Source organism: Nocardia sp. NPDC004278 (assembly GCF_053602975.1).
The window spans coordinates 1-12,431 of sequence record NZ_JBSGEQ010000031.1; the positions used below are offsets into that span (position 1 = coordinate 1).

11 protein-coding genes are annotated in these 12,431 nt (G+C 65.5%); 1 reads left to right on the top strand and 10 read right to left on the bottom strand.

Going from position 1 to position 12,431, the window contains the following annotated elements:
• Positions 1-650: 650 nt before the first annotated feature.
• The 7 genes from ACWEO2_RS34185 to ACWEO2_RS34215 all read right to left on the bottom strand — a co-directional run bounded on the left by ACWEO2_RS34185 (position 651) and on the right by ACWEO2_RS34215 (position 7,036).
• Complete coding sequence (locus ACWEO2_RS34185; protein WP_452409131.1) at positions 651-1,886, bottom strand: cytochrome P450 family protein; 1,236 nt, start codon at positions 1,884-1,886, stop codon at positions 651-653.
• Positions 1,883-3,169: a cytochrome P450 gene (locus ACWEO2_RS34190; RefSeq protein WP_452409132.1), complete on the bottom strand. Its 1,287-nt coding sequence runs from the start codon at positions 3,167-3,169 to the stop codon at positions 1,883-1,885. The genes ACWEO2_RS34185 and ACWEO2_RS34190 overlap by 4 nt, the downstream gene beginning before the upstream one ends.
• Positions 3,166-3,813 (bottom strand): GTP-binding protein, encoded by a 648-nt coding sequence (locus ACWEO2_RS34195; protein ID WP_452409179.1) that lies wholly within the window; start codon positions 3,811-3,813, stop codon positions 3,166-3,168. Before ACWEO2_RS34195 ends, ACWEO2_RS34190 begins: the two co-directional genes overlap by 4 nt.
• The gene (locus ACWEO2_RS34200) at positions 3,794-4,165 is read right to left on the bottom strand and encodes a DUF742 domain-containing protein (RefSeq protein WP_452409133.1); all 372 of its coding nucleotides are present in this window, start codon (positions 4,163-4,165) and stop codon (positions 3,794-3,796) included. The genes ACWEO2_RS34195 and ACWEO2_RS34200 overlap by 20 nt, the downstream gene beginning before the upstream one ends.
• A complete protein-coding gene (locus ACWEO2_RS34205) occupies positions 4,162-4,575 on the bottom strand; it encodes a roadblock/LC7 domain-containing protein (protein ID WP_452409134.1) in 414 nt (137 codons plus the stop codon). The genes ACWEO2_RS34200 and ACWEO2_RS34205 overlap by 4 nt, the downstream gene beginning before the upstream one ends.
• A complete protein-coding gene (locus ACWEO2_RS34210; RefSeq protein ID WP_452409180.1) occupies positions 4,572-5,837 on the bottom strand; it encodes an ATP-binding protein in 1,266 nt (421 codons plus the stop codon). The genes ACWEO2_RS34205 and ACWEO2_RS34210 overlap by 4 nt, the downstream gene beginning before the upstream one ends.
• Before the next feature lie 668 nt (positions 5,838-6,505).
• Complete coding sequence (locus tag ACWEO2_RS34215; RefSeq protein ID WP_452409135.1) at positions 6,506-7,036, bottom strand: GNAT family N-acetyltransferase; 531 nt, start codon at positions 7,034-7,036, stop codon at positions 6,506-6,508.
• Between the two features lie 708 nt (positions 7,037-7,744).
• On the opposite strand from ACWEO2_RS34215, the gene ACWEO2_RS34220 reads away from it, so the two are divergent.
• A complete protein-coding gene (locus ACWEO2_RS34220; protein WP_452409136.1) occupies positions 7,745-8,668 on the top strand; it encodes an SMP-30/gluconolactonase/LRE family protein in 924 nt (307 codons plus the stop codon).
• 157 nt (positions 8,669-8,825) lie between these two features.
• Here the strand turns inward: ACWEO2_RS34220 and ACWEO2_RS34225 are convergent, their stop codons facing one another.
• Genes ACWEO2_RS34225 through ACWEO2_RS34235 form a run of 3 tightly spaced genes read right to left on the bottom strand, consistent with a single transcriptional unit; the run spans position 8,826 to position 12,417 of the window.
• On the bottom strand, positions 8,826-10,271 hold the full coding sequence (locus ACWEO2_RS34225) for an AMP-binding protein (protein WP_452409137.1): 1,446 nt from the start codon (positions 10,269-10,271) through the stop codon (positions 8,826-8,828).
• Positions 10,268-11,398 (bottom strand): acyl-CoA dehydrogenase family protein, encoded by a 1,131-nt coding sequence (locus ACWEO2_RS34230; RefSeq protein ID WP_452409138.1) that lies wholly within the window; start codon positions 11,396-11,398, stop codon positions 10,268-10,270. The genes ACWEO2_RS34225 and ACWEO2_RS34230 overlap by 4 nt, the downstream gene beginning before the upstream one ends.
• Complete coding sequence (locus tag ACWEO2_RS34235) at positions 11,398-12,417, bottom strand: ketoacyl-ACP synthase III family protein (protein ID WP_067840427.1); 1,020 nt, start codon at positions 12,415-12,417, stop codon at positions 11,398-11,400. Before ACWEO2_RS34235 ends, ACWEO2_RS34230 begins: the two co-directional genes overlap by 1 nt.
• Positions 12,418-12,431 lie beyond the last annotated feature (14 nt).

A 12,431-nucleotide genomic window follows, 5' to 3' on the forward strand; every position in this document is an offset into this window, starting at 1 on the left:
TTGTCGCCGCTGTCGCAACCCTCACTACCGATGAGCGATTGGGCCACGTTCGGGTGATTGTCAGTGTCAGGTCCGGCACCGATGTCGTAGATCATCCAGATATCGCGCATGCTCGGCGTGTCCACCTGCATCCGCCTACCGCACGGGAGGTGCTGGGGGAGTTGGCTGTCGCCGAAGGCGGTATCCCGGAGGGGCTCGATCGGACCTTGCACGAGCACGGGACAGCCAAAAAACCTATCCGCCAGAGGCATTTTCGACTGTGACAAGGATCGAACTGCAGAACCACTGCTGAAGCGAAGGATCCCATCGAGGAACCTTCGACATCAGATCGGGATCACCCAAGCCGTCTTCCGATACAAGATCGATGTATCGGAGAGAATCGGTGGGGGCGTCGCCGCTATCCCATTTCAGGCGGTTCGGGCTCATCCACGCCGACCTACGCCTGGCGAACCTCTTGATCGCCGACGACAAGGCCGCGGCGTTGGAGTGGTGCCGAGAAGTCGCCGCAGGCCCCGCCGATCGCATGGTCGGCGGGGCCCGCGCACTGTTGAAAGGACCGTACAGCGAGTTCGCCACGGATCTGGGTGATTGTCTCCCAACGTTTGCTGCCGTGTCGGCTACACATCACCCGGTGCACCGTCGCTGCGCCCTCAGCTTTCGAGCTGAATCGGGAACGATTCCAAGTCGTTTTGGGTCAGGACGGGCAGGTTGCGGATGTTTTCGACCGGCACGGCGAGCTTCAGGTCAGGGAAGCGGCTGAACAGGGCGGGTAGTGCGATGCCGCCTTCGAGGCGTGCCAATGCCGCGCCCGGGCAAATGTGTGGGCCGTACCCGAATGTAATGTGCCGGTTCGCTGTTGGGCGGGTGATGTCGAAGTTGTTCGCGTCCGGTCCGTGGATCGTGGCGTCGCGTCCGATCGCACGGTAGGACATGACAACCCCGTCTCCCTTCTCGATCGTGATGCCGTCGACGGTGATGTCTTCGCTGGCGAACCGCATGAGCAGGTGCGTGACGGGGCTGTCCCACCGCAGTGTTTCCTCTACCGCCGCATCCCAATCCACGTCGCCGGACACGAGGCTGGCGCGTTGGTCAGGGTTGCTCAGGAGCGCGCGGACGCCGTTGAGGATCAGCCCGATCGTCGTTTCGTGTCCGGCGGCGACGAGGGCTTTGAGGTTGCCGACCACTTCCTCTTCGGTGAGTGGTTCACCGCCGTCGCTGGCCTGGATGAGGGCGCTGGTGAGGTCGTCGGTGGGGGTGGCGGTCTTGGTGCGCACCAGGTCGGTGAAGTAGGTGTCGAGTTCGTCGATCACCCGTAGTCGCTCGTCCTGCGGGGTCAGCAGCGAGAAGAACGCCTTGTACCAGGCGAGCAGCATCGGGTGGTCGGCGCGGTCCACGCCCATGAGTTCGCTGATGACCCGCATCGGTAGCGGGTAGGCGAACACCGACTTCAGATCCACCACCTCCCCGCCGCGGCCGGCGGCGGCGAGGTCGTCGAGCAGTTCGGCGGTGAGGGCTGCGATGGTGGGGCGCAGGGCGTCCAGTCGGCGTTTGGTCAGCGCCTGGGTCGTTTTGATCCGCAGTCGCCGGTGTTCGGGGCCGTCGACGGTGAACATGGACCGGCCCGCGTCGATCATCCCGATCAGCGGCCACTGCCGGGTGACAACCCCGGACTGCCACAGCTTCCAGGCGTTGATGTCTTTCACCAGCCGGGTGTCGACGAGCAGTTGACGGGCCAGGGCGTGGCGGGTGACCGTCCAGGCGGGCACTCCGAGCAACTCGATCCGGGTGATGGGTTCCGCGGCAACGAGGTAGGCGGTTTCCCCCGCGAGGTCGGCGACCATCGGGTCGATGACGAGGGGCTGGGTATGTGGGCAGACCTGGGTCACGGGGTACCTCCAACGGCACTAACAGGGGTGAATCGAACCGGCAGCGTTGTCATGCCACGCAGGAACGGCGACGGGCGGCGCACCAGGGCCTCCGCGGGCACCGCAAGGTCGATGTCGGGCAGCCGGTCCAGCAGCACTTCGATGCTGGTGCGCGCGATGATCTCGGCGATCTGCTGAGCTGGGAACGGGCATCGGTATTCGCCGTAGGAGAACGCGAAGTGCGCACTATTGCCGCTGTAGACGGGCTCGACTGTGTCGGCGACGTGCTGACGGATGTGGGGATCGGCGTTGGCGGCAGCTAGACCCAGCAGCAGCATGTCCCCGGCCCGCACCGCCTTGTCGCCAAGGCGGGTATCGCGGGCGGCCCACCGTCCGGCGAGGATCTGGGTGGGTGTGTCCTCCCACAACACCTCGTTCATCGCCTGCGCGATGCTGTGGCGACCGCCGCCGAACGCCGCGGCGAAACGGTCGTCGGTGAGCATCAGTCGCACCGAGTTCCCGATCCAGTCCGAGGTCGGCAGGTATCCGGCGGCGACGACGGCCGTCAGGTCCAGCGTGTATTCCTCGTCGGTGAACGGTGCTGGATAGTCCAGCATCCGCGAGACCACGTCGTCGCCGCGCCACTGCTGTTTGGTGGCCAGCATGTGCTGCATGTGTTCACCCAAACGCACGAACCCGATGTGTGCGTCAGCGCCGCCGTCGGCGAGAGCCTTCATCGCCCACGCCAGGCTCGGGCCGTCCTCATCAGGAAAACCCAGGATTCGGGCGAGTGCGAGCACCGGCATCGGCACCGCGAAGTCGGCGACCAGGTCGGCTTCGCCCGTTCCGCAGAACCCATCGATCAGCCGGTCGGCCAATTCTTCACAGGCACGCCGCAATTGGAAGGGATCAACCGCGTCGAGCGCCGGTTCGACCATCGCCAGATGCCTGCGGTGTTCGGCGCCTGCGGTGAAATAGATCGACGGTTGGGGTGTGCCGACCATCGGCAACAGTGGCCAGTCCTCGGGGATGTTGGGCCACTGGTTCCACAGGCCGACATCGCGAGGGAACAGTTCCGGGTCACTGGTGACCTGATGCAATTCGCGATAGCCGATGACCAGCCATGCAGGGACACCGCCGGGCAGCTCGACAGCCACGACCGAGCCGTGCGCACGGCGCATATCGGCGTACAACCGTTGCGGATCGGTGTGAAACCGAGGACCGCTCAACGCCACTCGGGCGAGGCCGGGTTGTACGGGGCACTCGCCGCGGCTGGCGTCGGCTGCGGCGTTCGGGGTGTTCACAACGCCCCTTCCGGTGTGCTGAGCACGCGGTGGCGGCCATCGGCTGCGGCGGCGAGGTTTACCAAGTGCTCGACCAGGGTGATGAGAACGCCTTTGCACGACTCGCGGGAGCGTGCATCGCAGTCGATAAGGGCGATGTGCGGATCCAGGTCCAGGGCGTCGCGGATCTTGTCGGGATGGTGGTGTGATCCGCCGAAGTTGTTGGAGGCGACTACGAATGGGATGCCCTGGTGTTCGAGTCGGTCGATGGCGTACCAGGAGTCGGCGATGCGACGCTGGTCGACCAACACGATCGCGCCGAGCGCGCCGGTGAACAGCCGGTCCCACAGGAACCAGAACCGTTCTTGTCCGGGTGCGCCGAACAGGTAGAGCACATGTTGGGTGTCGATGGTGATACGCCCGAAGTCGAACGCGACGGTGGTGGTGGTTTTGCCGGTCACGCCGGTGAGGTCGTCGACGGCTTTGCCTTGCGCGGTCATCGTCGCTTCGGTGTCGAGGGGCCGGATCTCGCTGACCGAGCGGACGAAGGTCGTCTTGCCGACCCCGAAGCCGCCGATGATGACGATCTTCAGGGCTTGACTGGTGTTGGCGTGTAAGGGCGCGTCAGCGCGGGCGGGCCGGGAGTCAAAGGTTGCGGATTCCAACAAGAACCTTCTCGAGGATGGCCAGGGTGGGCCGCGAATCGTACGGCGCACCAGGCAGTGTGGGGCTGGTTTGGGGGTGGCGGGCAGTGATCTTGCCGGCGAGCAGCAGGTCAGAGAGCAAGATCGTGGCGACGCCAACGGGGACGCGCAGTTCAGCAGCGATTTCCACGACAGCGGTGGGGGCACCGCACATGTCCAGGATCCGGACGTGTTCGGTCTGCATGTCAGGAGTCGGATCGCACTCGGTGACCACCAGAGTCACCAGGTCGAAGTCGTCGGTGGCGGGTCTGGTGCGGCCGCCGGTGACGGTATATAGACGGTCGGGGTCCTCGTCGCGCCTTAGTCTGCTCACGACACGCTCGCTCCCCCGAAGCGCGGCTCGGCCATGAGGTAGTGGCTCATCTGCTCGACCAGCTCTAGCATGTTGTGCCCGACCAAACCTGCATCGGCATCTTCGGTCGCGATGACCGCGATATGCGCGCCCATCCCGGCGTCGACGATGAACAGGATCCCGCCGGAGAACTGGGTCATGGACTGGCGGACTCCACCGCGGCCGTCCCCGAATTCCATGGACGCGCCGATCGATAGGCTTTGAATGCCCGCGGCGATCGCGGCGAGCTGATCGGATTTGTCGACGGTCAGGCCTGCGGTGTTGTTCATCCGCAGCCCGTCGCTGGACAGCAACAGTGCGTGTGCAGCGCCGGGGGTGCGGGCGACGAGGCCTTCGAGCAGAAAATTCAGCTGTGATCCAGACGAGGTCATCGGTCGTTCTCCACGGCTACAGAAGGGACGGGGTACGCGGTGGCCTGGTCGCGGCCGTTGGTGAACACACTCTGGAACGCTCGCAGCGCGTCAGGGTTCGCGGTGTTGGGCGTGGCAGCGTGTATCGGGGTGGACAACCCTTCGGGATGCACGGCAGTCAGGGTGCTTCCTCGGCGTCGTTTGGGAAGTTCGGTGCCGCCGACTGATGGCTGCTCAGCAGGCGGGGGCACTGCCAGTGGTGCCGGTGCTGGTGTGGTGAGGCTGGTCTGGACTCCGGTCGGGTCCACCCGGGTGATCAGCTCACGCGGAACCATCACGACGACGGCCGTGCCACCGATAGCCGAGGGCCGGTAGGAAACCCGCAGGCCATGCTTGCGCGAGAGCAGACCGACCACGGCGAGCCCGAGTCGCGTGCCCGACAGCGACGACAAATCCAGCGTGGAGCCAGGACGGCCGGCGCCGATGTTCCCGGCGACGGCGGCCTCGGCGCGCGCCAGCGCCGATTCGCTCATGACCAGTCCGCTGTCCTCGATGGTGATGATCACCCCCGCCGGAACTTCGGCGGCATAGACGTGCACCTCAGTGGTGGGTGGGGAGAAGTTACAGGCGTTGTCGATCAGCTCCGCGAGAAGATGCATGATGCCCTCGGCGGCGTGCCCGACGATCGCCACGTTGGCCACCACACGCTGTCGCACCCGCTGATAGCCTGCGACGCGTCCCTGTGCGCCGCGCAGAATCGATTGCATGACAATCGGTTTGGGCCACCGTCGCCCGGTGCGACTTCCAGAGAGCACCGCGATGCTGTCGGCAAGACGGCTCAACTGGCCTGTGCGGTGATCCAGTTCGAACAAATCGCCCATCACGGTGGGATCGGCGTGACGGTCCTGCATGTCGCGCAGTTCGGCAAGCATGCTCGTGGCCATCGCCTGGATACGCCCGGCCGCAGCAGCGAAAGACGCCATGGCCGCGACACGGCCGTTCTCGCTGCTTCTGGCGCCCGCGGTGTGCGCGGCTGCCGCGTCCTGCGCGGCTGTCAGCTGCTTGCGCAGATCATTGATCGTTGAGGTGACCTCCGCGTGCGCGTCGGCGCGTGCCGAGGCCGCTATCTGCCGGGCGTCGATGGCCCCACGCCGGTAGAACACTGCCGCGCTCACCGCCGTAGACAACACCAGCGCAGCCAACCCAGCACCGATCGACAGCGCTATGCGGAAGTCGTTGGGAGAGTTGAAGACTGCGGCGGCGACCGCACCACCGGTGACCACCAAACATGCCAACCATGTCCGGTACGGCAGGGGTGGACCGCTGCGTGTACGGGGGTCTGTGAGGTCGACTTTTGGCTGATTCAGTGACTGTGACAAGTCCGTGCTACCACCCTCGCGCTCACTGCCAGGGGAAAGATATCGGTTCCCCCCTGACGCCCCGTCACCCTTGCTCACCACCCAAATGTGCAGACCGACAAGCAGGTTCGGATCTCGGGGCCGAGCATAGCGGCAGCGGAGGGCGCCCGCTACCGCAGGATCCGTGCGACGCCGAACCTCCCAGGTCGGGAGGGGCGCCAGGCGATGCCGTCCACCGCGACGGCGAGAGCGAAGGCGACAGACACCGGCCGCACGAGTCACCGCCTCCCACGTCGTGAAGTCGGCGAAGACTCAACTGCCACAACCGATCCCATTGCCGGTGTGTGCGGCATGCCCCACCACAGCAGCAGCAGCAGTCGAACCTACCAACCATCACACTGCCACCGGCGAAACAACCACGCCCACAACAGGATAGCTTCGACGCTGCGCACGTCGAGGCGGACGGGCAGCGAGTCGATGTCGGGTGGGTCGACCGGTTATTCCGCTGCTCAGCGGCACCGATGCCGCTAGAGCTGCCAAGGTCAAAGAGACCGCGTAGGTTAGATCCTGCACCAGCTGGCAATTGCCCCGAATCAGATCCAGTAGCGTCGGATCAGCGTCCCGTCACTCCACGGCTCAACCGATTCGAGTGTGCCGCCGCAGGATTCGATGATCTGGCGGCTTCCTTCGTTGCCGTCGTCGCACGTGATGAGCACACGCTCGATACCCATCTGGTGCGCGAGGTCGAGACTCTGCTGCAGGATAGCGCGGCCGTGGCCTCGGTGTCGGTGTTCGGCGAGGACGGCGTAGCCGATGTGTCCGCCTCTGCGAGCCAGGTGGTCGTTGAGCGTGTGCCGGATATCGGCGCGGCCGACGATTTCGTCGTTGACGGTGGCGATCAGAAAGGTCGCGGGAACGACGCCGTCCGGCAAGTTGCGGCCCTGACGGTAGTCCTCTAGCACGTCGAGGTACCGCTTCCAATCCATCGCAGGCTCCAGACCGAGAGCGAAGTCGAAGCCGTCCTCGACAGCCATGGCGTGGTGGGCTGCTCGTATGACCTGCTCGTCGCCCATGCGAGGGGAGCGCAGAATCACGTTACCGATGCTGAAACCGTTGACGGACATGGCAGAACAGTAAAGTTCACGCGAGTGCGGAGTCGATCGCTTTTCCCTCCGGTACATTAAGGTTCACTGCCCTGACCGGCGGCCGGTCGGCGACGCCCACGCCTTCCACGAGACATCACTGGTGAACCCATCAGTCAGGAAGACCACCTCGAGTTCCTGTGGCTGCCCCTCGATCAACTACCCGTCGCCGACCTTCGGCCCTGTGCGCTCAAAGATGCACTTGCCGCTGATCACGACAACACATTCTGGCGACGGTGGAACCGCTGAATTCTTCGGAATTGTTCCTTCGATATGATGCCTGAGGTAAACGAATCGCGTTGTCACATATGTGATTCCGGATCGATCGTCTCCGTTGACGATAAACGACAACAGCGGACTTCGAGCGGCTGACCTCGACGTTGAGAGATCGATTCAGTTCAGGGCACGTTCGAACCATCCGCCAGGTGCGAAATCCGGAACCACGCGTGGCAGCTCGCGCGGCTTGGCCTCGCTGTCGGCGGGCCATAGCACTTCCGCGCGCTGCGCGGCAGGCCGGAACGCCTCGGTGTCGAGCTCGACTCGTTGGTTGACTCTGGGCAGTGATCATGGGCTGGTCGCCGAGTCTCGCCATGGTGTGATTTCGTATCACTCGATCAGCGATGTCGTCGCCGAGGCCGGCGCCGTTGCGCATCAGGGACTCTGCACAGCCGGTTTGGTATTGTGCGCGGAATGAGTTTGGTGGGGAAGCGAATTCGGGCGTTGTGTGTGGCTGCGGTGTTCGCTGTCGGCTGCGTGGCCGGGGCTGCACCGGCGTCGGGAGATGTCTGGGCTGGGTGCGAGGGCTGGCAGGTCGGCACGGTGGTACAGGGGCTCGAGAAGCTCGAGAACCTCGAACCCGACGGACACGACGGCTTCTATCTCGCGGGCATTGACTCGACGCTGTACCACGTAGACGCGTCGGGGCAGGTGCACACAGTTCTCACCCACCAGGGCAACGGCTTCGGCGGTCTGCAGCTCGACGGATCCACCCTGTACTTCGCCGACTTCACCGACGGCGGCACGTTCTCGAAACTCGACACCACCACTGGTAGATCGGTCGTGCTGGCCGCGTCCGGCGGTAACGGCTTGCTGCGCCTGCCTGGCGGTGACCTGCTGACCACCTGGGTCGGCACCGAGGGCGGCCACTCGAAAGGGCTCACACGCTATTGGCACGACACCGGGGTAGTGCAACCCAATTGGGCGCCGGTGCCTCGTGCGGAAGGCCTGGCATTGAGCCCGGACCACCGCACCGTCTACACCGACGACTTGTTTACCGGCCAAATCTATCGGGTTCCGCTGGAGGCCCCAGACCGCTGGACGGTGGCCGGGCGGCTGCCCGGTCTCGCCCCGGGGCCCGACGATCTGACAATGACAGCGTCCGGGGACATTTTTGTCGCCGCGCACCTGGAGGGCACGATCTACCGCTTCGACTCGAACACCGGCGCTTCATGCGTCGTCGCGTCGGGCTTGTCTGGTGGATGGACCGGGCCGAGTTCGGTGCGCGTCGGCCCGGACGGCAAGGGATGGGCGTTGTACGTCACCGGTTTCGACGGCACACTACGTCGCCTGCGGCCACCGGTCGGCGTCGATCTCGCACCGGCGCCGAAACCCTGAGACCGTCTCAGACGCACTGTTCTGCCGTTATCGAACAAATTCGCGTTGCCCTCACCGGTGTGATGTTCGGGAATGTCGGCCAGCCACAACCGGTTCGGTACCTGCGCGGAGAAATTGCAGCGGACCAGATCGTCGTGGACTTCGGCGAATGCTACGGCTACCCCTGTGCGGCGGCGAGTTCGGTCCGATCGAGCTTTCCGTTGGCCGTTCTCGGCAGCTCGTCGACGAGGGACAGTGAGTCGATGAGCAGGTAGGTCGGGAGTCGGGCGGCGCAATGTGCCTTGAGTGCGAGCAGTGTCGGCGGGGCGTCAGCGTCATGTGGGACAACCACCGCGTGCAGCCGGGCGTCGAGGCCGGTGCCGAGCACGGTGGCGGCCACCGCGGCGACCGCCGGATGCGCCAGCAATACCGACTCGACGTCGCCCAGTTCCACCCGGTGCCCGCGCACCTTGACCATGGCGTCGCGGCGACCGATGTATTCGAGCTGGCCCGCATCGTTGGCGCGCGCCAGATCGCCGGTTCGGTAGGGGCCGCGGTGCGGGGGCAGGCCCCAGTAGCCCAGCATCACGGTGGGGCCGTCCACCACGATTTCGCCCTCATCCGCCGGATCCAGCGTCAGCAGGGCGCGGGAGGCCGCGGCGCCGATGGGGACCGCGCGTTCGCGGGTGAGATCGCGTGCCGTGACCTCATATGAGGCACAGACATTGGTCTCGGTCGGGCCGTACCAGTTGAACATCCTGACGTTGGGCCACGCGGTGCGCAGCGAGAGCAGGTCGGCGATCGGAAAAGGCTCACCGGCGAACACGCACGTGCGCAACAACTGTGGTTCGGCACGGTGGAGCAGCGCGCCGTACCGCATCATTAGCTGTAGCGCCGAGGGCACCGAGTACCAGACCGTGATGGCGCGATCGCAAAGGAACTCGACCAATACGTCGGCCGCATAGGCCTGATCGCTGGTGATCAGATCGACGGCGGCGCCGGTGCGGAACGCGCCGTAGAGATCGAAGACCGATAGGTCGAAGTTGAATGGCGCGTGATTGGCCAGCCGGTCCGCAGCGACCAGTCCGGTCGCGGCGACCGCCCACTCAACGAAGGCCAGTGCGTTGCGGTGGCTGAGACACACTCCCTTGGGTGCTCCGGTGGAACCGGAGGTGAACAGGATGTACGCCGGATCGTCGAGGTCGGGCCGGTGGCACTCGGCGGCGGGTGCGTTCGTGTGCAGCGCGGCAAACTCGACAGATCTCGTGCGAGGCAAGGAGATTCGGCTGGCTCGCGCGGCATCGGTGACGAGCAGTGTTGCCGAGCAGGAGCCTGCGATCAGTTCGACCCTGGCCGCCGGGTTGGCCGGGGCGAGTGGGACATAGATGGCGCCGATGCGCAGTGCGGCTTGCATCACCGCGATGACCTCGACGCTCTTCTCTGCCCAGATCAGCACGCGATCACCCGGCGCGACACCTAGCTCGACCAGCGCCGCGGTGTAACCCCGGGTCATGTTGTCCAACTCGCGGTAGCTGACCGTGACCGGGCCGCAGTGCACGGCGGGCGCCGCTGGTGTGCGTGCGGCCGCGGCGATGACCAACTCGGCAAGAGACACGGCCGTCACAACCCCATCTCGATAGCGATCAGCTGACGTTGGATGTCGGAGGTTCCGGAAAAGATGGTGCCGCCGACGGCATCTCGCAGCGCCGCCTCGATGCCCTGGTCGCGCAGATAGCCGCGGTAGCCGAATAGTTGGATCGCATCGGTGGCACCGGCCAGCGCGGCCTCGGAGGTGGCGAGTTTGGACAGGGCGGCGAACAGCACCGTCGGCTCGCCCGCGTCATGCGCCCAGCAGGTCCGGTACAGCAGCAGCCGGGCACTCTCGACTCGCAGCTTCATGTCGACGATCCGATTGGACACCGACTGGAATTCGGCGAGCCGCTTGCCGAATTGCTTGCGCGCCCGGACGTGTCGGACACTTTGCTCGATCAGCCGGTCCTGCACGCCGAGGTACAGCGCGAACAGGCAGGCCCGTTCCCAGCTCATGGAGTGCTGGAAAACCATCGCGCCCTGACCCGGTGCGCCGAGCACGGCGTCGTCGGGCACTGGAGCGCGGTCGAAGGTGACGGCGGACGCGGCGCAGCCGTCCATCCCGAGTTTGTCCAGCGGCGTGCCGATCTCGACCCCCGGCACGGTCGCATCGACCACGAATGCGGTCGTGGCGAACGGTCCGGCTTCCGGATCGGTCACCGCGTACGTGACGAAGACATCGGCAACGGGGCCGTTGCTGACGAATGTCTTTGTCCCGCTGAGCAGATAGCCGCCATCGACCCGTTCGGCGGAGGTGCTCATGGCCGCCACATCCGAGCCGGCATCCGCTTCGGTCATCGCGTTACCCGCGACGAGATCACCGCAGGACAGTGCACGCAGCACCCGATCGCGCAGCGTCGCAGAGCCGAACTCGGCGATCGGCATCGCACAGGCGAACAGATGGGCCGCGGCGGCGAACACCAGGCCTGTGTTCAGGCAGCCGCGCCCGAACGCCTCGAACACCAACGCCGTGTCGAGTGCGCCGAGGCCCTGTCCGCCGTATTCGACCGGCAGGCTCGCGCCGAGTAGGCCGAGTTTTCCTGCGGTGCGCCAGTTCTCGCGATCGAAGGCCGGACTGTCGCCGCCGGGGAATGCGTCGAGGGTTGCGGTCAGTGTCTGTTCGTAGCGGTGCCGCTGATCCTCGGACCAGCCGAACTCCATCAGGCGACCCAGCCGGGCCGGTCCACGATGTGAAAAATGGCTCCGGCCAAACTGAATCCGGGTGCCACGCCGAAGGCGAGCACATAGTCACCAGGGCCTACCTCGCCCGTGGTGAGGACGTGATCGAAGGACATCAAGTAGTCGCTGGGGCCGGCATGGCCGATGCGCCTGCCGAAATCCCACGTCGAGCGGTCCAGCGGCACCTCGATCAGGTTCAGCAGCCCGTTCTCGACGAAGTCACGGGAAGCGTGCTGCATGAAGACCCGGGTGAGGTCACCGGCCGCGATCCCGGCGTCCTGGAGCAGTTGCTCCATCAGTTTCGGTGCGGCGGTGAGATAGCCCATCCAGAAGCCCTCGGCGTTCTCGGTGCCCTCGAATTCGATCAGCCGGTCTGTGAAGTCGAGCTGCCTGCTCGCCGGCAGCAGCGGCTGGGTGCCGCGGTGCATTTCCTCGAACTCCGGCAGCGCCAGCGAGCCGATCGCGGCCAGCCGGGCGAAGCCCTCCTTGGCCAGCACTACCGCCGCACCGCCATCGGCAAGCAGCATGTGCGGTCTACCGCATTGCCACCGGTCCACATCGGCGGAGGTGAAGTTGTCGCCCGCCGCAATGAGTGCGACCGCATGGTCGGCCGAGCCCTGCAGGTATCCCGCCGCGAGTTCGAGCGCGCCGAGCACGCCATTACACCCCTGCCGGATCCCGGCCGCGAAGGCCCGGCCGCCGACGAGTCGTTTTTGCAGATAGGCATGGGGGAGCCAGCCTTCGGGGCCGGCACGGAAGGCGTCGGCGTAGAGGAGCATGTCCACCTGTTCGGCGGAGGTGCTCGCGCGTTCGAGGGCCTGACCGCTCGCCATCAGTGCCATTTCGGGCGCAGAGAGGTCGGTGGAGACGGTGGCGCCCAGTAAGCCGGTCTGTTCCGCCTGCTCAGCGGAATACAGACCCTGCGCGATGGCCGTGTCGACGCCGACCACCTCGGGCCGATAGGTGCCGATGCCTTTGACGAAGATGTTCTCGGGTATCACGGAATCGCTCTCTG